The organism is Xenorhabdus griffiniae, from assembly GCF_001028135.1.
In the GTDB taxonomy this organism is placed as follows: Bacteria; Pseudomonadota; Gammaproteobacteria; order Enterobacterales; family Enterobacteriaceae; genus Xenorhabdus; species Xenorhabdus bakwenae.
Window position 1 is genome coordinate 71,366 of the sequence record NZ_LDNM01000016.1, and the last position, 21,899, is coordinate 93,264.

Below are 21,899 nucleotides of genomic sequence, written 5' to 3' on the forward strand. Positions count from 1 at the left end.
CTTATTGAATGGCTTACAGCAGATATGGCCTATAGCAAGATTCGCCAACCAAAGTTATCAGATGTGATTGAGCAGCGTCTTGAACAGCTCATTCTCGAAGGCTCTCTACGCCCGGGAGAAAAACTGCTGCCTGAGCGTGAGCTGGCAAAGCAGTTTGAAGTATCACGTCCTTCATTACGCGAAGCCATTCAAAAATTGGAAGCCAAAGGCTTTCTTTTCCGTCGTCAAGGGGGCGGAACTTTCGTGCAGAACAATCTGTGGCAAAGTTTCAGCGACCCACTTGCCCAACTTATTGCAGAGAATCAAGAATCCCAGTTCGATCTCCTTGAAGCCCGTCATGCGTTAGAGGGGATTGCAGCTTATTATGCCGCCCTTAGAGGAACTGATGAGGATTTCCAACGCATTGAGCAAAGCCATCTTGCCATTCAAGAAACACAACAACGTGGTGATGTGAATGCGGAATCTGATGCTGTCTTGCAATACCAACTTGTTGTCACGGAGGCTGCCCATAATGTGGTATTGCTGCATTTATTGCGCTGTATGATCCCAATGTTAGAACAAAATATCAGGCGCAATTTTGAAGTTATTTATACCCGTAAAGAAATGTTGGCAGCTGTTAGTAACCACAGGGCTGAAATTTTTCGCTCTATTATGGCGAGAGAACCGGAAAAAGCCCGTGAGGCTTCCCATCGTCATCTGGCCTTTATTGAAGAAGTTTTATTGGATCTGACTCGTGAACGTACTCGCCGTGAGCGTTCATTGAGGCGGCTCCAGCAACATCAGGAATAAGAGCCTGTCCCTTGGAACGTCATAGACAAATCAAATTCCCGAATGGGGCGGATTCTAACTTAACTGTACAGATTTGACTGCTGCGTTTGTACAGTTTGTCAACTCTTTTCAAGAGTTTTAGCAGCAATATACAGCAGGGCCTATCTTCCGGTCATAACAGGCAGTTTCGTCAAAAGGTATGACCAGAAGATAGGCTCCAATAACCATTAGAAAATAGATAACAGATAAGGAATACACCATGTCAGATATTTTGAAAAATGACGTGGATCCGATCGAAACTCGCGATTGGTTACAGGCGATCGAATCGGTCATCCGTGAAGAAGGTGTTGAACGTGCTCAGTTCTTGATTGATCAGGTTTTGAATGAAGCTCGTAAAGGTGGTGTTAACGTTGCTGCAGGTGCTGCAAGCCGCGATTACATCAACACTATTCCTGCTGAGAATGAGCCTGCTTACCCTGGCAACCTGGATTTAGAGCGCCGCATCCGCTCTGCTATTCGCTGGAATGCGGTGATGACCGTTCTGCGTGCATCTAAAAAAGATCTAGAGCTGGGTGGTCACATGGCTTCATTCCAGTCTTCCGCTACCGTTTATGACGTGTGTTTTAACCACTTCTTCCGCGCTCGTAACGAAAATGATGGCGGTGACCTGGTATACTTCCAGGGCCACATTTCCCCTGGCGTTTACGCACGTGCGTTCCTTGAAGGCCGTCTGACAGAAGAGCAGATGAACAACTTCCGTCAGGAAATCGGTGGTAATGGCCTGTCTTCTTACCCGCATCCAAAACTGATGCCTGACTTCTGGCAGTTCCCAACTGTTTCAATGGGTCTGGGACCAATTTCCGCTATTTATCAGGCTAAGTTTCTGAAATATCTGGAAAACCGTGGCCTGAAAGATACTTCTAAACAAACCGTTTACGCTTTCCTGGGCGACGGTGAGATGGATGAACCAGAATCTAAAGGTGCGATCACTATCGCAACTCGTGAAAAACTGGATAATCTGGTATTCGTCATCAACTGTAACTTGCAGCGTCTGGATGGCCCAGTAACCGGTAACGGTAAAATTGTTAACGAACTGGAAGGGATCTTCGAAGGTGCTGGCTGGCAGGTACTGAAAGTCCTGTGGGGTGAGCGTTGGGACGAACTGCTGCGTAAAGACACCAGTGGTAAACTGGTTCAATTAATGAACGAAACGCTGGACGGCGACTATCAGACATTCAAGTCTAAAGATGGTGCTTATGTTCGTGAACACTTCTTCGGTCGTTACCCGGAAACAGCTGCATTAGTCAAAGATATGACTGATGACGAAATTTGGGCTTTGAACCGTGGCGGTCACGATCCGAAGAAAGTTTACGCTGCACTGAAAAAAGCACAGGATACCACGGGCAAACCAACTGTAATCTTGGCTCAGACCATTAAAGGTTACGGTATGGGTGATACCGCCGAAGGTAAGAACATTGCTCACCAAGTTAAGAAAATGAACATGGAAGGCGTTCGTCAGTTCCGTGATCGTTTCAATGTGCCGGTATCTGATGAGCAGATCGAAAACTTGCCATACGTCAATTTCGATAAAGATTCTGAAGAATCTAAGTACCTGCATGAGCGTCGTAACGCACTGGGTGGTTATGTACCAAGCCGTCGCGTTAACTTTGACGAGAAACTGGAAATCCCAGCGCTGGAAGAATTCAGCTCGCTGCTGGAAGAACAATCCAAAGAAATTTCTACCACTATCGCTTTCGTTCGTGCACTGAACGTTATGCTGAAGAACAAGTCGATCAAAGATCGTCTGGTTCCAATTATTGCTGACGAAGCACGTACCTTCGGTATGGAAGGTCTGTTCCGTCAAATCGGTATCTACAGCCCTAATGGTCAGCAGTATACTCCGCAAGACCGTGAGCAAGTTGCATACTATAAAGAAGATGCAAAAGGCCAGATCCTGCAAGAAGGTATCAACGAGCTGGGTGCTGCTTCATCTTGGCTAGCTGCTGCAACTTCTTACAGCACCAATAACCTGCCAATGATCCCGTTCTACATCTACTACTCCATGTTCGGATTCCAGCGTATTGGTGACCTGTGTTGGGCAGCGGGTGACCAGCAAGCGCGTGGCTTCCTGGTTGGTGGTACTTCTGGTCGTACGACTCTGAACGGTGAAGGTTTGCAGCATGAAGATGGCCACAGCCATATTCAGTCCCTGACTATTCCTAACTGTATCTCTTATGATCCCGCATTCGCTTATGAAGTTGCTGTTATCATGCAAGATGGTCTGGAGCGTATGTATGGTGAGCAACAAGAAAATATCTACTACTACATCACCACGCTGAACGAAAACTACCACATGCCAGCCATGCCGGAAGGTGCTGAAGAAGGCATCCGTAAGGGTATCTACAAGCTGGAAAGCCTGGAAGGTGAAAAAGGTAAAGTGCAGTTGCTGGGGTCTGGCTCTATCCTGCGCCACGTTCGTGAAGCCGCGAAGATCCTGTCTGCTGAATACGGCATTGGTTCCGATGTATACAGCGTGACTTCCTTCACCGAACTGGCTCGTGATGGTCAGGATTGTGAGCGTTGGAACATGCTGCACCCATCAGAAGAAGCTCGTGTTCCTTATATTGCTCAGGTCATGAACGAAGCTCCGGCTGTTGCTTCTACTGACTACATGAAACTGTTTGCAGAGCAAGTCCGTAGCTTCGTTCCTGTAAGCGATTACCGTGTATTGGGCACTGACGGTTTTGGTCGTTCTGACAGTCGTGAAAATCTGCGTCATCACTTTGAAGTTGATGCTTCTTATGTGGTTGTTGCGGCTCTGGGTGAACTGGCTAAACGTGGCGAAGTTGATGTGAAAGTCGTTGAAGAAGCTATCAAGAAATACAACATCAACCCAGAAAAAGTTAACCCACGTCTGGCATAAGAGGTAAAGATTCATGTCTATCGAAATTAACGTGCCTGATATTGGTGCAGATGAAGTTGAAGTTACCGAGATTTTGGTGAAAGTAGGTGACACAGTAGAAGCAGAACAGTCACTGATTACGGTTGAAGGTGACAAAGCTTCTATGGAAGTTCCTTCTCCACAGGCGGGTGTAGTTAAAGAAATCAAAGTTGCCGTTGGCGACAAAGTTGCAACCGACAAGCTGATCATGATTTTTGAATCCGCAAACGGTACGGCAGAAGCTGCACCTGCACCGCAAGCGGCGGTAGCTCCAGCAGCGGTAGCAGTAGAAAGCAAAGAAGTGAATGTACCCGATATCGGTGGTGACGAAGTTGAAGTGACCGAAATCATGGTAAAAGTGGGTGATACTGTGACTGAGGAGCAGTCACTGATCACAGTTGAAGGTGACAAGGCCTCAATGGAAGTGCCTGCACCATTTGCGGGTACGGTGAAAGAGATCAAAATCGCGGCTGGCGATAAAGTGAAAACGGGTTCTCTGATCATGGTATTCGAGGTTGCGGGTGCGGCTTCAGCGCCAGCGCCAGCAGTCGCTCCGGCTCCTGCGGCTGAACCTGCGAAAGCAGCACCAGCGCCAGCAGCAAGCAAGCCAGCAGAAGGCAAAAATGAGTTTGCCGAAAATGACGCTTACGTTCACGCGACTCCAGTCATTCGTCGTCTGGCGCGTGAATTTGGCGTAAATCTGGCTAAAGTAAAAGGAACTGGCCGTAAGGGTCGCATCCTGCGCGAAGACGTTCAGGCTTATGTGAAAGAGGCGATCAAACGTGCAGAAGCAGCGCCTGCCGCTGCGGGTGGCGGTCTGCCAGGCATGCTGCCGTGGCCAAAAGTTGATTTCAGCAAATTTGGTGAAATCGAAGAAGTTGAAATGAGCCGTATCCAGAAAATTTCTGGTGCTAACCTCAGCCGTAACTGGGTCATGATCCCTCACGTTAATCTGTTCGATGAAGCGGATATCACTGAAGTTGAAGAGTTCCGTAAGCAACAGAACAAAGAAGCTGAAAAGAAACAGCTTGGCGTGAAAATCACTCCGCTGGTGTTTGTCATGAAAGCCGCTGCGAAAGCATTGGAAGCAATGCCTCGCTTTAACAGCTCCATTTCTGAAGATGGCCAGAAGCTGATCCTGAAAAAATATGTCAACATCGGTATTGCGGTTGATACACCTAACGGTTTGGTGGTTCCTGTATTCAAGGATGTCAACAAGAAAGGCATTATGGAACTGTCCAGAGAACTGGCTGAAGTTTCCAAGAAAGCACGTGCTGGTAAGCTGACTGCTTCCGACATGCAGGGTGGTTGCTTCACTATCTCCAGCCTGGGTGGTATCGGTACTACCGGCTTTGCACCCATTGTGAATGCGCCAGAAGTGGCCATCATGGGTCTGTCTCGTTCTTCCATGAAACCCGTCTGGAATGGCAAAGAATTCGTTCCGCGTCTGATTCTGCCTATGTCTCTGTCTTTCGACCACCGTGTGATCGACGGGGCAGATGGTGCACGTTTCATCACTTATATTAATCAATTGATGAGCGACATCCGCCGTTTGGTGATGTAATGCAAAGGCCGGTAAATATACCGGCCTGATAATGACTACCGTGACAGAGTTTTTCGTCTTGCATCTGGCAGGTTGGGATTTCTGTCACGTTAACGCGCTTTTCAGGTTATTTACAATTCTGTAAACTGCTCGCGGTGTGTACGTCCCGGTGGAATATGGTTTTTTTTTCGTCTGACCCGCCGGACAAACAATTAAGAGGTCATGATGAGTACTGAAATTAAAGCCCAGGTAGTGGTGCTTGGAGCAGGCCCGGCAGGGTATTCTGCTGCTTTCCGTTGTGCGGACTTAGGATTGGATACGGTTCTGGTTGAACGTTACTCCACTTTGGGGGGGGTTTGCCTGAATGTGGGTTGTATTCCATCTAAGGCTCTGCTGCATGTTGCTAAAGTGATTGAAGAAGCAAAAGCACTGGCACAGCATGGTATCGTGTTTGGTGAACCGCAAACTGATATTGATAAGATCCGTCTCTGGAAAGAAAAAGTTATTTCTCAGTTGACAGGGGGTCTGGGCGGCATGGCTAAGGGCCGTAAAGTTAACGTTGTTAACGGTGTTGGTAAATTCACCGGCGCTAACACTCTGGTGGTCGAAGGCGAGAACGGCGCAACAACGATTAATTTTGAGAATGCCATTATCGCAGCGGGTTCACGCCCAATTCAGCTACCATTCATTCCACATAATGATCCTCGTGTATGGGATTCTACCGATGCATTGGAACTGAAAACCGTTCCAGGACGCCTGTTAGTGATGGGCGGTGGTATTATCGGTCTGGAAATGGGGACTGTTTACCACGCTCTGGGTTCTCAGATCGATGTGGTAGAAATGTTCGACCAGGTGATCCCTGCGGCGGATAAAGACGTTGTTAAAGTGTTCACTAAACGCATCAGCAAGAAGTTCAACTTGATGCTGGAAACGAAAGTGACCGCAGTAGAAGCGAAAGAAGATGGCATCTACGTAACAATGGAAGGTAAGAAAGCACCGGCAGAGCCACAGCGTTATGATGCGGTTCTGGTTGCCATCGGTCGTGTACCGAACGGTAAACTGCTCGATGCTGGCAAAGCGGGCGTCGAAGTTGATGAACGTGGCTTTATCCGTGTGGATAAACAAATGCGCACTAACGTGCCTCACATCTTTGCTATCGGTGATATCGTTGGTCAGCCAATGCTGGCACACAAAGGTGTTCACGAAGGTCACGTTGCTGCTGAAGTTATTTCTGGTAAGAAACATTACTTCGATCCAAAAGTTATTCCATCCATTGCTTACACTGAGCCAGAAGTGGCATGGGTTGGCCTGACCGAGAAAGAAGCGAAAGAAAAAGGCATTAGCTACGAAACTGCGACTTTCCCATGGGCAGCCTCCGGTCGTGCAATTGCCTCTGACTGTTCAGATGGCATGACTAAACTGATTTTTGATAAAGAAAGTAACCGTATTATAGGTGGTGCCATTGTGGGTACTAACGGCGGTGAACTGCTGGGTGAAATCGGTCTGGCTATCGAAATGGGTTGTGATGCAGAAGATATCGCTCTGACTATCCACGCTCACCCAACCCTGTACGAATCAATTGGCATGGCTGCGGAAATTTACGAAGGCAGCATCACTGACTTGCCAAATCCTAAGGCAAAGAAAAAGAAATAATTCTTTAGATTTTGCAGTAGGTTAAAAAGAAATTTTAAACGGCTTTCAAACAGGAAAGCCGTTTTTATTTACAGATAGTTGCAGTAGAAGTTAAGGAATTTTCAGGCCAAAATAACAACATATAGCATTAAAAACTTTAATACTCTCTCCAGACTCATTTATCCAGAATTTTATTATGGTTTAATGTTGATTTTATGTGAATGAATTAACATGCTATTCAAATTTTGGTATGCTAAACGCCCGAATCTGGGCATAATTCTGATGTTATGCGAGCAAAATCCTCTGACCTTGCACCCTTAGTGATTGTTTTTAGATGATCATTTTCAATGATCGTTAGCGGGTGCTGACAGCCGGGTATATAAAATGACAATGAGAGCGAGGAGAAAGTCGTGCTAGAAGAATACCGCAAGCACGTAGCCGAGCGTGCAGCTCAAGGCATCGTCCCTAGGCCGTTAGACGCAGCTCAAGCAGCAGCGCTGGTCGAATTACTGAAGAACCCACCTAAAGGTGAAGAAGATTTCCTGGTAGATTTACTGACCCATCGTGTCCCTCCTGGTGTAGATGAAGCTGCTTATGTTAAAGCAGGTTTCCTCGCTGCCGTTGCTAAGGGGGAAACTGATTCTCCTTTGGTGACACAGGAAAAAGCCATTGAATTATTGGGAACCATGCAGGGTGGGTATAATATCCACGCTTTAATTGATGCCCTGGATGATGAAAAGTTGGCTCCGATTGCGGCGAAAGCACTTTCTCATACTTTGCTGATGTTCGACAGCTTCTACGATGTGGAAGAAAAAGTAAAAGCGGGTAATGTCCATGCCAAACAGATTATGCAATCGTGGGCAGATGCAAAATGGTTCCTTGGGCGTCCTGAATTAGCGGAAAAAATCACCGTTACCGTCTTTAAGGTCACGGGGGAAACCAACACCGATGATCTTTCTCCTGCTCCTGATGCGTGGTCACGCCCTGATATCCCCTTACATGCTTTGGCAATGCTCAAGAATGCCCGTGAAGGTATTGAGCCTGATCAAGCCGGTGTCGTAGGCCCGGTTAAGCAAATCGAAGCCCTGAGCAAGAAAGGCTATCCATTGGCCTACGTTGGGGATGTGGTGGGTACAGGCTCTTCCCGTAAATCGGCAACGAACTCCGTATTGTGGTTTATGGGGGAAGATATTCCGTTTGTCCCAAATAAACGTGGTGCCGGCGTGGTCTTGGGCGGAAAAATTGCCCCCATTTTCTTCAACACCATGGAAGATGCAGGGGCGTTGCCCATCGAAGTGGATGTTTCCAAACTGAATATGGGAGATGTGATTGATATCTATCCCTATAAAGGTGAAATCCGCCATCACGAATCCAATAAATTACTGGCTACTTTTGCCCTGAAAACCGATGTATTGATCGATGAAGTCCGTGCCGGTGGCCGTATTCCATTGATTATCGGTCGTGGTTTGACTGGCAAGGCGCGAGAATCACTGGGCTTACCACACAGTGATGTATTCCGTCAGGCAAAAGCGGTTGCGAAAAGCGATCGTGGCTTCTCACTGGCACAGAAAATGGTTGGCCGTGCCTGCGGTAAACGTGGTATCCGTCCGGGGGAATATTGTGAGCCTAAGATGACTTCTGTGGGTTCTCAGGATACCACGGGACCAATGACGCGGGATGAATTGAAAGATTTGGCCTGTCTGGGCTTCTCTGCGGATCTGGTCATGCAATCATTCTGCCATACGGCTGCCTATCCAAAACCGGTTGATGTGACGACACACCATACTTTGCCTGATTTCATTATGAACCGTGGTGGCGTATCGTTGCGTCCGGGAGATGGCATTATCCACTCATGGTTGAACCGCATGTTATTGCCGGATACGGTGGGTACAGGCGGAGATTCCCATACCCGTTTCCCGATTGGTATTTCTTTCCCGGCGGGTTCAGGTTTGGTGGCATTTGCTGCGGCAACAGGCGTCATGCCGTTGGATATGCCAGAATCTGTACTGGTTCGCTTTAAAGGAAAAATGCAGCCTGGAATCACGTTGCGTGATCTGGTTCATGCCATTCCTTATTATGCGATTCAGCAAGGTTTGCTGACCGTCGAGAAGAAAGGCAAGAAAAACATCTTCTCTGGTCGTATTCTTGAGATTGAAGGTTTGCCTGAACTCAAAGTCGAACAGGCATTCGAGTTGGCTGATGCGTCTGCCGAACGTTCTGCGGCAGGATGCACTATCAAGCTGGATAAAGAGCCAATCATTGAATACTTGCAATCGAACATTGTTTTGCTGAAATGGATGATTGCGGAAGGTTACGGTGATCGCCGGACATTGGAACGCCGTATTATCGGTATGGAAAACTGGCTGAATGATCCTCAATTGTTGGCAGCGGATGCAGATGCTGAATACGCAGCCGTTATTGAGATCGATCTGGTAGACATTAAAGAGCCTATTTTATGTGCACCTAATGATCCCGATGATGCACGTCTGTTATCTGATGTGGCTAACAGCAAAATTGACGAAGTATTCATTGGCTCTTGCATGACGAATATTGGTCATTTCCGTGCGGCGGGTAAATTACTGGATCAGCATAAAGGCCAGTTACCGACTCGCTTATGGGTTGCTCCTCCGACTAAGATGGACGCTGCTCAATTAACGGAAGAAGGTTATTACAGTGTTTTCGGCAAGAGCGGAGCACGCATTGAGATCCCGGGGTGTTCATTGTGTATGGGGAATCAGGCACGTGTGGCGGATGGTGCAACAGTGGTATCCACTTCCACCCGTAACTTCCCTAACCGCTTAGGTTCCGGTGCCAATGTTTACCTAGCTTCGGCGGAGTTGGCGGCTGTCGCTTCACTGTTGGGGCGCTTGCCAACGCCGGAAGAGTATTTGCAGTTCATGGATAAAGTCGATGAAAGCGCGGCCGATACTTATCGCTACCTCAATTTTGATCAATTGAATCAATACACAGAGAAAGCGGAAGACGTGATCTTCCAAACCGCAGTATAAAAAAGTATATTGCAATGTATGGGGAAGCAAATGCTTCCCCTTTTTTTGTTTTTCGGCCTATCGGTTTATAACAATTTCGTAGTAGTTTTTGTCTCAGTTTGTGGGCGGCTTCAGAGGTGGAAATGGCAGAACTGTTTAAAATCCAAATGGAATTATTTGGCATCTGTAAAAATAGTAGGTGAGGGGGTATGTGATGGAATATGAATTTATGCAGGATATTGCCGGCCAAGTAACAACATCCTTTTCAATGGATCATGAAGCCATTGGTCATTGGTTGAATGAAGAAGTGAAAGGCGATTTGCGTGTATTGGATAAAATCATTGTGGCCTTGCAAGAGATTAAAGGGAGTGAACGCCAGTGGCAGTTGGCGGGTCATGAATATACGCTATTAATGAGTGAAGATGAGATCATGATCAGGGCCAATCAACTTCAATTTGATACAGAGGTTATAGAAGAAGGAATGAGTTACTACGATAACGAGAGTCTGGCTTTTTGTGGGACAGATGATTTTATCAAGATGTTGGGAGACTACAGAGAATTTATTTTGCACAAAAATAAAACATAAGTGGCCGTGTTCAAGCCATGAAGGCTTTCTGCCATAATTTATATTCCACACATTCTTGTGTTGTGATAGTGGCTTTCTATTCTTTGAACGCAAAGTTTTTGGACAAAAAGCTATTTTTGAACGGGAGCCTATCTCTGCGAGTCGTGTTCGTTGTGAATAACGGCATTGAATGGAAATAGGCTCCAACAATCACGGTGGGCTTTGTATGGAAAAGATCAATCTGTCAAATGAGATTGATAAAGCGGCAAACTGGTTTACCAACAATCAGGATCTACTGATTCAGTATGTGGTAAACATCGTATCTGCCTTTTTGATCCTTATCGTTGGCTTATTTGTTGCCAAGTTGGTTAATAAAGCCATTAAGCGTGTTATGTCCCTACGTGGCATTGATGCCACCATTTCTGATTTTCTGGCCGCGATTATTCGTTACGCCATCATCGCGTTTACGATTATTGCTGTTCTTGGGAAATTGGGTATTCAGACTGCTTCTGTGATTGCAGTCATCGGTGCCGCAGGTTTAGCGGTAGGTCTGGCATTGCAAGGCTCACTGTCTAATTTTGCTGCCGGTGTTTTATTGGTGCTTTTCCGCCCACTGCGTACTGGCGAATATGTCAGCATTGGTGCCGTGGAAGGAACTGTCATGCAAGTACAGATTTTCTCGACAACATTGCGCACGGCAGATGGCCGTATCATTGTGATCCCTAACGGTAAGATTATCGCGGACAATATTATCAATATCAGCCGTGAACCAGATCGCCGTACCCAAATTATGGTAGGTGTTGCGTATGATGCGGATATTGATGAAGTGAAAAGAGTGTTGGATGATGTGATTCAGGAAGATAAACGCATTCAACATGAAAAAGGTGTCACTATTCGCCTGCATGAAATGGCACCTTCATCATTGAACTTTATTGTGCGTGTGTGGACCACCAATGGTGACGCCTGGAACGTCTATTGGGATTTGATGGAAAACTTTAAGCGTGCTTTGGATAGGCACAATATCGGCATTCCATTCCCGCAAATGGATGTTTATCTGCATCAGCAAAATGGTGTTTTACAGAAGAAGACGGACGAATAATCAAGATATCGTGGTGTGAGAATTTCTCACATCACCTTTCCTAATGATGTATTAGAATCATTCATTTTTACTAATTTTCTCTATAGATTACTTCTCTCTAGAGAGTGTGCTAATGTTTTTGAAAGCGCCTTATTCATGTAACTTTAGGAGGTTTTGTGAAACGTAGATCACTGGTATTGGCCGCAATGATGGCTTTAGGAAGCCTGCCTTGCATGACAGCTTCCGCTGCTGACTCACTCTCTATTCCACATATTTCCACCTCTGGTAACGCGATAGTTAAAGCGGCACCAGATATGGCTACTCTGGTAATCCATGTGAGTGAAACGCAAAAGGGTGCGGCAGAAGCAAAGAAAAAAGTCGATGAACGAGTGGCGAAATATTTTGATTTCCTGAAAAACAGTGGCATCGAAAAAAAAGATATTGATGCTGCTAATTTGCGCACCCAGCCAGAATATCAATATGAACAAAAGAGTGGAAAATCAAGTATTACAGGTTATCGGGCGTCGCGTTCAGTTGAAGTGCAAGTTAACAAGCTAGAGCAACTGAATGCCTTATTGGATGGTGCCCTGAAAGCAGGGCTGAATGAAATTAACTCGGTTCAGTTTGGTGTCAACAATCCGCAACGTTATCGCGATGAAGCCAGACAAAAAGCCATCGAGAATGCCATTCAACAGGCAACGACATTGGCAAAAGGGTTCAACAGTAAGTTAGGCCCTGTGTATAGCATTAATTATCGTGCGCCTGAAGCTGTGCCTATACCAATGAGTCGTCTGAAATACCAGGCTGATTTGTTGGCAGCGCCCGCTTCTGGCTCTGCCAGCGAAACTTACGAACCACAGAGCATAGAGTTTTCTGATCATGTTGATGCCGTTTTTGAATTACAGCGTTAATGAGCATCATCTTCCTGACGTAACATCTGGCGTCCTCGTTTTAGCAGGGCGTCAGTGACTTTTCTCATCGTTCCGCTTTCAGGGGCAAAACGATGCCAATAAAGCATACGACGTTGGCACAGCCCTGGTGTGAGATCGACTAACTCACCGGCTTTTAGCTCTTTGTCGATTTGCAAGTGTGGGATCATGCAACAAGTCGAACTTTGTTTTGCCAGTTGAACGAATGCTTCGGAAGAATTCACGATATGGCAGGGCACACTTCCCGGCGATAAATCGAAATTCTGTTGTAAAAATGCTTGATGCATATCATCTAAATGGTCAAATGCAACCGCAGGTGCTTTCAGTAATGCTGAACGCGTGACGCCATTCGGGAAAAAACGGTCTGCAAACGCCGGAGAGGCGACAAACAGGTAATCCAGAGCGCCTAATTTATCAACTAAGCAGCTTGGCAGAGGTTGAGACTGAATACTAATTGCCCCGACGACTTCACCACGCCGTAAACGCTCCTGAGTACGGGTTTCATCTTCTACTTGAATATTTAACCGAATAGGTAGATCAGACAAAACCGGATGGAGAGCCGGTAAAAGCCACGTTGCCAGGCTGTCTGCATTAACAGCAAGGGAAAGCAATAACGGGATCTCATTACTATTTTCATCACCCAGCCATTGTGCTTCCAGCATTTCCACCTGATGTAATAGCGCAAGCAACTTTTGCCCTTGCTCTGTCGGGTGGGGAGGAACAGTGCGTACCAATAGTGGCTGACCAAACATATTTTCTAATTGCTTGATTCTCTGGGATACCGCTGATTGAGTAATACAAAGTTTTTGCGCTGCCCGCTCGAAACCACGTTCTTTGATCACTGCGTCTAATGCTTGCAATGATCGGTAATCAGGACGTTTCATTGAAAATAAGATTCTCCGTGTTTGCACTTTTTGTGTTACAGCTCAATAAAAACCATTATGTGGCCTAACCAGCACTATGCCATATTTTTTCATGAGGTGAGCCAATATTGTTTATACTAGACGTCAGATTTTTCCTTGTAACTGATTATAGGCTGTGATCAATATGACTCAGGACGAACTGAAAAAAGCAGTAGGTTGGGCGGCATTGGAATACGTTAAACCAGGTACAATTGTCGGTGTGGGTACAGGTTCTACCGCCGCGCATTTTATTGATGCGTTAGGCACTATCAAAGATAAAATTGAAGGTACTGTGTCAAGTTCAGACGCATCGACTGAGAAATTGAAAAGTCTCGGTATTCCTGTGTTTGACTGCAATGAGGTTGACGCTTTGGATATTTACGTTGATGGTGCTGATGAAATTAATGGTCAAATGCAGATGATCAAAGGCGGCGGTGCAGCGTTGACCAGAGAAAAAATCATCGCGGCGGGTGCGAAGAAATTTATCTGTATTATTGATTCGTCTAAGCAAGTCGATGTGTTAGGCAAATTCCCTCTGCCAGTTGAAGTCATCCCAATGGCACGGGCTTATGTGGCTCGTGAGCTGGTGAAATTGGGCGGAACACCGGTTTATCGTGAAAACGTAGTCACTGACAATGGTAATCATATTCTGGATGTTCACAACCTCTCGATTGTTGATCCCATTGCGTTAGAAAATAAGATCAATGGGATCGCTGGCGTGGTGACAGTGGGCCTTTTTGCTAACCGGGGAGCAAACGTAGTACTGGTAGGGACTGCGGATGGCGTTAAGACGCTCACTGAATAAGCATTTATTGAGGGCAGAATAATCTGCTCTCAAAATATTTTTATTTTTATTCAAAACAGAAAATTTAGTGATATATATCACTTTTATGTCTAAAAAAACCGCAAAACTCTGCCTTTATCCCGTAACGAATTATTTTACTTTGCATAACAACTTATTTACTGTTGCTTATTCTGTGATATAAGCAATCGATTGTATTGCCGTTACTGTTTTTTTTGTTATTTTGGTGGCGTCGATATGCATTATGAAAGTAAGTACAACTAGGGCGGGCAAATGGTTAAGGTATCTTTAGAAAAGGACAAAATTAAATTTCTGCTGCTGGAAGGCGTTCACCAAAGCGCAGTAGATAGCCTGAAAGCGGCAGGGTACAGCAATATTGAATATCACAAAGGGGCATTAGAACCGGAAGAATTGAAAGCCGCGATCCGTGATGCCCGATTTGTCGGTATTCGTTCCCGCACCCAATTGACCGAAGAGATTTTCGCCGCAGCGGAAAAACTGGTTGCAGTTGGGTGTTTTTGTATTGGCACTAATCAGGTTGACCTGAAAGCGGCGGCAAAGCGCGGTATTCCGGTATTTAATGCGCCTTTTTCCAATACGCGTTCGGTCGCTGAAATGGTATTGGGTGAACTGTTGCTGCTGTTACGCCGTATTCCTGAGGCGAATGCCAAAGCCCACAATGGGGTATGGGATAAGCAAGCAAAAGGTTGCTACGAAGCGCGCGGAAAAAAATTAGGCATTATCGGTTACGGGCATATTGGTACACAGCTTGGCATTTTGGCGGAAAATATTGGCCTGAATGTCTATTTCTATGATATTGAAAATAAATTGCCATTAGGTAATGCACAGCAAGTTCATCATTTGTCTGAATTATTGAATATGAGTGATGTTGTGAGCCTACATGTTCCCGAAACTGCTTCAACCAAAAATATGATTGGCGCAGCAGAAATGGAATTGATGAAACCAGGTTCAATTCTGATCAACGCATCACGGGGTACGGTAATTGATATTGAAGCCCTCAGCAATGCGTTGGAAATCGGGCATCTTTCTGGTGCCGCGATTGACGTTTTTCCTCATGAACCCGCAACAAACAATGATCCCTTTATCTCACCATTGAGCCAGTTTGATAACGTACTGCTGACGCCACATATTGGGGGATCGACACAAGAGGCCCAGCAAAATATCGGTTATGAAGTTTCTGGTAAACTGGTCAAATATTCTGATAATGGTTCGACATTATCAGCGGTCAATTTTCCCGAAGTCTCGCTCCCTGTTCATGCCAAGGATACGAACCGATTACTGCATATCCATGAAAACCGCCCGGGTATCTTGACCAGTATTAACCAAGTGTTCACTGAGCAAGAAATCAATATTGATGCTCAATATCTGCGGACTGACAGCGGCATTGGTTATGTAGTAATTGATATCACGACGGAGAATCCAGCTCAGGCTGAATTGGTCTTGCAGAAACTGAAGGACTTGCCGGGCACGATCCGTTCTCGCTTGCTTTACTGAGATATGATTGCTCGTTAACAAGGATCGTGATTGATTAGAAAGTCAGGGGCTATTGAAGACACAATAGCTCCTGTTAATCACTGAGTAGAATCGTCGTTCATATCCATCGCCATACTTTTTCTGGGGTCATGATCTCTGGCAGAGGAATATCCCAACTCGCACTGGGTAGTTTCTCAACTAACTGAAAATTGTGGGCTAATCCAATCGGATAAAAATTCTGTTGTTGCCATTTTGCGAGAGTCCTATCGTAGAATCCCCCCCCCATCCCTAAGCGTTGCCCTGTACAATCGAAAGCGACCAAAGGAATAAACATGACATCAAGTTCAGCGATGGGTAAAACCTGCCGAACATCCAACTGAGGCTCTTCGATATTAAAGCGATTACGAATAAGAGGCATATCGGCGCAATAACGGAGAAACAGCAGGTGATTGCGGCTGAAAGGATGCAATATTGGCAAATAGACCTGTTTGTTTTGCTGCCAAAATTGTTGAATTAGCAGACGCGTATCTAATTCTCCATCAAAGGAGAGATAGAGGGCAATTTTATCAGCTTGCTGGATTTTAGGGTGCGCTATAGCCTGTTTAACGGCTTGTTGAGCAAATTGCGATTGTTGTTCAGGGGATAGATTTTGCCGTAGCTGCCGAATTTTTTTTCTAATGGAATTGCGCAGAGAAAAAGAGGGATCTGATTGCATGATACCTGCCTGTTAATTAACACAGCAAAGGATACAAAACAGATAAAGAATGAGAAGTTCTCCAAGATGCCGTTACAGGTGGTAACCCTTGAACCCTTGGTTCAAGGTGAACGTAGCGTCGTTGCTATTAGGCTTCTTGGTCTGACCAAGCATGCTCACAAGAAACGTAGCACCACATTCTATAGAGATGAAATATCGGCTCAGGGGACTTCCCTGCTCACGAACACCTCAGAGAAAATTTTTTGCTGCTTAAACCAACTAAATAGGCTTTAAGCAATGCTATGAAGCCTATTGTATGGAACTAAACGAAGAAAGCAACTGCTTATATTAATCTATAGTGACTACTGCCTGATTTATCAACAAGATTAAGTTGACGACTGGAGTATCAGGTCACTTTACCTTGCTCTAACAGTGCCTTTTCAATGGATTGCTGGAGCATTTTTATTTTTTGTTCCATATTGTAAGCATAGTCACGGGTTTTCATCTTCTCCTGTGCCAACTCGTGACAGACATTCAGTGCCACAATAAAAACCAGTTGCTCAGTGTTAGTGACTCTGGTGCGTTCTTTAAGGTTATGCAAACGCTGGTCAAGTTCCTCAGCAGCAGCTTGCAACGCTTCAACCTGCTCTGTTGGACAATTGACACGTAATGACCGCCCAAAAATCTGAATATCTACTGGTTGTGCAGACATGACACCTTCCTGATTTATTATTGTGCCGATACCTTGATGTTGATATATATCCCTTATTTCTCAAATTGCGGCTTTGTTGCCAGAGCTGTAATCTGAAATCTATTGGGTATAAAGTAAATTATGGTATAAAACAAGGCCGACACCAATCATTACCGTACAATACCAAAAGCCCCTTTTTCTTCCCTTCATCTTCAAGCCGCTGTTTTTGGGCAATGTTCACTTATCCCAGTCAATGAATTATAGATATAAAGTATCTATGTTTTGGGGATTCGTGCCCTTGCTATCAACGCGGCATCTCGAAATCGATTGGGGATATATCGGTGTGTGCTGTCTGGTATAGCGACTCCCCTTGATGGTAGCATAGCATGAACTTATATCGCCAACGATGATCAATATACATGTCTATACAAAACTCATTACCTAATTATCAATCATTTGATGAAATTTTGCATCAACAGTCCGTTGCCCTGACCGCCGCAGAAATACATGGCTTAATCAGTGGGTTACTATGCAGTGGAAATCACGAGAGTAGTTGGCAGACACTGGTGCATGATCTTGCGAATGATGGACTGGCATTTTCTCAGGTTTTGGCTCTGCCGCTGAAGGAATTGTACGAAACGACGTTTGAATTGCTGGATGACAGTAGTTTCTCGTTCCATCTGTTGCTTCCTGATGAAGAGGCGGGAGTTTTTGAATGCGCAGAAGCGTTGTCGGGATGGGTCAACCACTTTCTGCTCGGATTGGGCGTAGCCAATCCTAAATTGACAGAAAATCCAGAAATTCAGGAGATTATCACCGATTTACGTAACATCGGCATGTTGGGCTATGACGAAAACGAAGATCAGGAAGAGCTATCTCAAGCCCTTGAAGAAGTACTGGAATATGTCCGTGTTGCGGTTCAACTCTGTTATATCGCGTTTGCGACACCTAAAACCGTAGGCAGTGCAAAAAATGAAAAACCAACATTGCACTGATTGGCGGTATTCACCCTATAAATTTCAAGCCTTGGAAGATAAGGGGTATACCAACTAATAATATGGAATTGCAGGAGAGGGTATGACTAAACAAGAATATTTATCCCGTCGTCAGGCATTATTGTCAAAAATGGCCCCGGCCAGTGCGGCTATCATTTTTTCGGCCCCGCTTGCGACACGTAATTCAGATAGTGAATATCCCTACCGTCAGAACAGTGATTTTCTGTATCTGACCGGTTTCAGTGAACCGGAAGCGGTTCTGATACTGATCAAAAGCGATGAGACCCACAATCACAGTGTGTTATTTAATCGTGTTCGCGATTTGACGGCGGAAATTTGGTTTGGTCGTCGTCTTGGACAAGGCGCTGCACTGGAAAAATTGGGGGTGGATCGTGCCTTGCCATTTGGCGATCTCGATGAACAACTCTATTTATTGTTGAATGGCTTGGAAGTGGTTTATCACGCTCAGGGCGAATTTGAATACGCGGATAACCTCTTTTTTAGTGCTTTAGATAAATTGCGCAAAAACAGCCGCCGTAACTTCAAAGCGCCAACGGTCATCGCAGACTGGCGCCCGTGGCTGCACGAAATGCGTCTGTTTAAATCAGACGCTGAATTAGAAACCCTGCGCAAAGCCGGGGAAATCAGCGCACAGGCGCATATCAGGGCGATGCAGGCTTGCCGCCCTGGTATGTTTGAATATCAGCTTGAAGCTGAAATCCACTATGAATTTACCCGTCAAGGCGCACGTTACCCTGCTTATAACACCATTGTTGGCGCGGGAGATAATGCCTGTATCCTGCATTACACTGAAAATGAACGCCGTATGAAAGCGGGTGATTTGGTGTTGATCGATGCGGGATGTGAATATCAGGGATATGCAGGTGACATTACGCGGACATTTCCGGTAAATGGCCAGTTTACGCGCCCTCAACGTGAAATCTACGATATTGTGCTGGAAGCTATTAATTTTTCCCTTGAGCTATATAAGCCGGGGACCAGCATAAGCGAAGTTACCGGACAAGTCGTACGCATCATGGTGAAAGGGTTGGTAAAATTGGGAATTATGCATGGTGAAGTCGAACAATTGATCGAAACCAATGCTTACCGTCAATTTTTCATGCATGGTTTAAGTCACTGGTTGGGGCTGGATGTACATGATGTCGGCGATTACGGTGTTGACCGCGATCGTATTCTGGAACCTGGCATGGTGCTGACTGTAGAACCTGGACTTTACATTGCACCCGATGCGGATGTCCCGCCGGAATACCGGGGTATCGGTATTCGTATTGAAGATGACATTGTGATAACAGAAACAGGAAATGAAAACCTGACTGAGTCTGTCGTGAAAGATCCCGATGAGATAGAAGCTCTGATGGTACAGGCAAAGCACAGTTAAGGTTAACGTGATCAGGAAGTGATAATGAACGTGATTATTGTGGGCGGAGGAATGACAGGAGCGACATTGGCTCTGGCTATTGCTTCGTTGAGTCGGGGGCAATTGCAAGTCTCCTTGATTGAAGCAGCAGAACCTGCCAGAAAACATCCGGGTTTTGATGCAAGATCCATTGCTTTGGCTTATGGTACATGCCAGCGCTTGCATCAGGTCGGTATTTGGCCTGCATTACAACATTGTGTTACCCCAATCACTCACGTTCATGTCAGCGACCGCGGCAATAGTGGTTTCGTCAATATTTGCGCCAGTGACTATGACATTCCGGCATTAGGCAATGTGATTGAATTGCATGATGCCGGAATTCATCTTTTTGAGTTATTAAAACAATCTTCAAATATTAAACTTTACTGTCCGGCTAAAGTGAGTTCCGTAGAACGTTTAGACAGTTCTGTCGTGGTTTCGCTGAATAATGGTGAAAAACTGACAGGAGAACTGCTGGTCGCTGCGGATGGTAGCCATTCTGCGATAGCCCAGGCGTGTAATATACCCTTTCAACGGCGATCTTATGAGCAGACTGCCATTATTGCCAATGTTTTGACTTCCGAACATCCTCAAGGAAGGGCATTCGAGCGTTTTACCAAACATGGGCCATTGGCGTTGTTACCGATGTCGGAAGGGCGTAGTTCACTGGTATGGTGCCACCCACTGGAACAACAATCAGAAGTCAATAACTGGAACCAGCATGAATTCTGCCAACAGCTGCAAAAAGCATTTGGCTGGCGTTTGGGGAAAATGCGGGAAACCGGTCAACGGCATAGTTATCCATTGGCTTTATCGACCGCCAGCCGGCAAATTAGCCATCGTCTGGCGTTGGTCGGTAATGCTTCCCAAACCTTGCATCCGATCGCTGGGCAGGGTTTTAACTTGGGAATGCGTGATGTGATGGCTTTGGCACAAGTCATTTCAGTAGCGGCCACTGCTGGACAGGATATCGGCTCCTATAAAGTACTGGCACAGTATCAGCAACAGCGTCAGGCCGATCGTGACACCACGATTGGACTTACGGATGGGTTGGTCAGATTATTCGCCAATGACTATTTACCGTTAAAAATGGGACGTAATCTTGGCTTGATGACAATGGAAAGATTATCCCCGATGCAGGATCTATTTGCCCGTCAGACATTAGGTTGGGTTGCACAGTCACCATTGGCAGATTAAGAGGAAAGAAAAAATGCAATCATTTGATGTGGTGATCGCAGGGGGTGGAATGGTTGGCCTTGCGCTGGCTTGTGGTTTGCAAGATAGTGGTTTGCGTATTGCGATTGTAGAAGAGCACCCACCGACAACGCCATTTAGTGTCAATGATGAATATGCGTTACGTGTTTCGGCCATCAATGCAGCCAGTGAACGATTACTCACTCACCTTGGTGTCTGGCAAGATATTGTTGCAATGCGGGCCAGCCCTTATCAGGGAATGGCAGTTTGGGAGCGGGATAGCTTCGGGCGTATTCAATTTAATGCGGCGGAAAATGGCCTGACCCATCTGGGCCATATCGTCGAAAACTGTGTGATCCGGCAAGCACTCTGGCAACGTGCGGAAAATCTGCCCGATGTGATGATTTTCACCCCATCCTCTCTTAAGCATGTTGCCCGGGGAGAAAACGAAGCTTTCATCACGTTATCTGATGGAAGCATGCTGACTTCACGGTTGGTCGTTGGTGCAGACGGTGCCCATTCCTGGTTGCGTCAACATGCCGATATTCCACTGACTTTCTGGGATTATGAACACCATGCATTGGTCGCGACAATTCGGACTGAGGAGCCTCATGAAGGTGTTGCACGTCAGGTTTTCCACGGTGATGGAATATTGGCTTTCCTGCCACTGCCCGATCCTGACTTATGTTCGATTGTATGGTCACTACCGGCTGAATCTGCACAACAGCGCAAAACTATGGAATCGGCGCTGTTTAATCGGCAATTAAGCGCGACATTTGATATGCGTCTTGGTCAATGCAGACTGATCAGTGATCGACAAACTATCCCATTGACGGGGCGTTATGCCCGCAATTTTGCCGCTCATCGGTTGGCGCTCTTGGGCGATGCGGCACACACTATCCATCCACTGGCTGGTCAGGGCGTTAATCTTGGATTGATGGATGTGGCAGAACTGACAGGTGAATTGAGCCGCTTAAACCAGCAAGGCAAAGACATCGGTCAGTATCTCTATTTGGGACGTTATGAACGTCGCCGTAAACACAGTGCTGCGGTCATGCTTGCAGGTATGCAGGGTTTTCGTCAGCTATTTGATGGCAATAACCCGGCTAAAAAATTATTGCGTGGAATGGGATTAACACTGGCTGATCACTTACCGGGAATGAAGCCGCAATGGCTTCGTCATGCAATGGGACTCAATGACCTGCCTGATTGGTTGATCGCTCAAACCGCTTCGGTTGAAAAAATCTAATTCAGCCCATGAATTAGA

The 21,899-nt window shown here is 45.9% G+C and carries 17 protein-coding genes and 1 other RNA gene; 14 read left to right on the forward strand and 4 right to left on the reverse strand.

Annotation, left to right across the window (positions count from 1 at the left end):
- The first annotated feature begins 24 nt into the window (after nucleotides 1-24).
- The 8 genes from pdhR to AAY47_RS05575 all read left to right on the forward strand — a co-directional run bounded on the left by pdhR (nucleotide 25) and on the right by AAY47_RS05575 (nucleotide 12,425).
- Nucleotides 25-789 carry a pyruvate dehydrogenase complex transcriptional repressor PdhR gene (gene pdhR / locus AAY47_RS05540; RefSeq protein ID WP_047767706.1) on the forward strand — a complete coding sequence of 255 codons (765 nt, stop codon included), beginning with the start codon at nucleotides 25-27 and terminating at the stop codon, nucleotides 787-789.
- 238 nt (nucleotides 790-1,027) lie between these two features.
- A complete protein-coding gene (gene aceE, locus AAY47_RS05545; RefSeq protein ID WP_047767708.1) occupies nucleotides 1,028-3,691 on the forward strand; it encodes a pyruvate dehydrogenase (acetyl-transferring), homodimeric type in 2,664 nt (887 codons plus the stop codon).
- A 13-nt stretch (nucleotides 3,692-3,704) separates the two neighbouring features.
- Nucleotides 3,705-5,273 (forward strand): pyruvate dehydrogenase complex dihydrolipoyllysine-residue acetyltransferase, encoded by a 1,569-nt coding sequence (gene aceF, locus AAY47_RS05550; protein WP_047767710.1) that lies wholly within the window; start codon nucleotides 3,705-3,707, stop codon nucleotides 5,271-5,273.
- 204 nt (nucleotides 5,274-5,477) lie between these two features.
- Nucleotides 5,478-6,905, forward strand: a complete 1,428-nt coding sequence (gene lpdA / locus AAY47_RS05555; protein WP_161803395.1) for a dihydrolipoyl dehydrogenase — start codon at nucleotides 5,478-5,480, stop codon at nucleotides 6,903-6,905.
- A gap of 389 nt (nucleotides 6,906-7,294) precedes the next feature.
- Nucleotides 7,295-9,892 carry a bifunctional aconitate hydratase 2/2-methylisocitrate dehydratase gene (gene acnB / locus AAY47_RS05560; RefSeq protein WP_047767713.1) on the forward strand — a complete coding sequence of 866 codons (2,598 nt, stop codon included), beginning with the start codon at nucleotides 7,295-7,297 and terminating at the stop codon, nucleotides 9,890-9,892.
- A 193-nt stretch (nucleotides 9,893-10,085) separates the two neighbouring features.
- Complete coding sequence (locus AAY47_RS05565; RefSeq protein ID WP_047767715.1) at nucleotides 10,086-10,457, forward strand: YacL family protein; 372 nt, start codon at nucleotides 10,086-10,088, stop codon at nucleotides 10,455-10,457.
- A 205-nt stretch (nucleotides 10,458-10,662) separates the two neighbouring features.
- A complete protein-coding gene (mscS, locus tag AAY47_RS05570; RefSeq protein ID WP_047767717.1) occupies nucleotides 10,663-11,535 on the forward strand; it encodes a small-conductance mechanosensitive channel MscS in 873 nt (290 codons plus the stop codon).
- Between the two features lie 155 nt (nucleotides 11,536-11,690).
- Nucleotides 11,691-12,425 (forward strand): oxidative stress defense protein, encoded by a 735-nt coding sequence (locus AAY47_RS05575; RefSeq protein WP_047767719.1) that lies wholly within the window; start codon nucleotides 11,691-11,693, stop codon nucleotides 12,423-12,425.
- Here the strand turns inward: AAY47_RS05575 and AAY47_RS05580 are convergent.
- Nucleotides 12,422-13,327, reverse strand: a complete 906-nt coding sequence (locus AAY47_RS05580; protein WP_047767721.1) for a LysR family transcriptional regulator ArgP — start codon at nucleotides 13,325-13,327, stop codon at nucleotides 12,422-12,424. The two genes, AAY47_RS05575 and AAY47_RS05580, sit on opposite strands and share 4 nt — an antisense overlap.
- A 163-nt stretch (nucleotides 13,328-13,490) precedes the next feature.
- Here AAY47_RS05580 and rpiA point away from each other — a divergent pair, with 163 nt between their 5' ends.
- Entirely contained in the window at nucleotides 13,491-14,150 is a 660-nt protein-coding gene (gene rpiA, locus AAY47_RS05585; protein ID WP_047767723.1) for a ribose-5-phosphate isomerase RpiA, read from the forward strand.
- A gap of 270 nt (nucleotides 14,151-14,420) precedes the next feature.
- On the forward strand, nucleotides 14,421-15,662 hold the full coding sequence (gene serA, locus AAY47_RS05590; RefSeq protein WP_047767725.1) for a phosphoglycerate dehydrogenase: 1,242 nt from the start codon (nucleotides 14,421-14,423) through the stop codon (nucleotides 15,660-15,662).
- 97 nt (nucleotides 15,663-15,759) lie between these two features.
- On the opposite strand, the gene AAY47_RS05595 is transcribed toward serA, so the two are convergent.
- The 3 genes from AAY47_RS05595 to zapA form a co-directional block, all read right to left on the reverse strand.
- Nucleotides 15,760-16,356 (reverse strand): 5-formyltetrahydrofolate cyclo-ligase, encoded by a 597-nt coding sequence (locus tag AAY47_RS05595; protein WP_047767727.1) that lies wholly within the window; start codon nucleotides 16,354-16,356, stop codon nucleotides 15,760-15,762.
- 54 nt (nucleotides 16,357-16,410) lie between these two features.
- A non-coding RNA gene (gene ssrS / locus AAY47_RS20455) (6S RNA) lies at nucleotides 16,411-16,594 on the reverse strand.
- A gap of 147 nt (nucleotides 16,595-16,741) precedes the next feature.
- Nucleotides 16,742-17,047: a cell division protein ZapA gene (gene zapA, locus AAY47_RS05605; RefSeq protein ID WP_047767729.1), complete on the reverse strand. Its 306-nt coding sequence runs from the start codon at nucleotides 17,045-17,047 to the stop codon at nucleotides 16,742-16,744.
- Nucleotides 17,048-17,445: 398 nt separating this feature from the next.
- Here zapA and AAY47_RS05610 point away from each other — a divergent pair, with 398 nt between their 5' ends.
- The 4 genes from AAY47_RS05610 (at nucleotide 17,446) to ubiI (ending at nucleotide 21,881) form a co-directional block, all read left to right on the forward strand.
- On the forward strand, nucleotides 17,446-18,021 hold the full coding sequence (locus AAY47_RS05610; RefSeq protein WP_047767731.1) for a YecA family protein: 576 nt from the start codon (nucleotides 17,446-17,448) through the stop codon (nucleotides 18,019-18,021).
- 82 nt (nucleotides 18,022-18,103) lie between these two features.
- Entirely contained in the window at nucleotides 18,104-19,420 is a 1,317-nt protein-coding gene (gene pepP, locus AAY47_RS05615) for a Xaa-Pro aminopeptidase (protein WP_047767733.1), read from the forward strand.
- A gap of 24 nt (nucleotides 19,421-19,444) precedes the next feature.
- Entirely contained in the window at nucleotides 19,445-20,635 is a 1,191-nt protein-coding gene (gene ubiH / locus AAY47_RS05620; RefSeq protein WP_047767734.1) for a 2-octaprenyl-6-methoxyphenyl hydroxylase, read from the forward strand.
- Nucleotides 20,636-20,648: 13 nt separating this feature from the next.
- Nucleotides 20,649-21,881 carry an FAD-dependent 2-octaprenylphenol hydroxylase gene (gene ubiI, locus AAY47_RS05625; RefSeq protein ID WP_047767735.1) on the forward strand — a complete coding sequence of 411 codons (1,233 nt, stop codon included), beginning with the start codon at nucleotides 20,649-20,651 and terminating at the stop codon, nucleotides 21,879-21,881.
- Nucleotides 21,882-21,899: the final 18 nt, after the last annotated feature.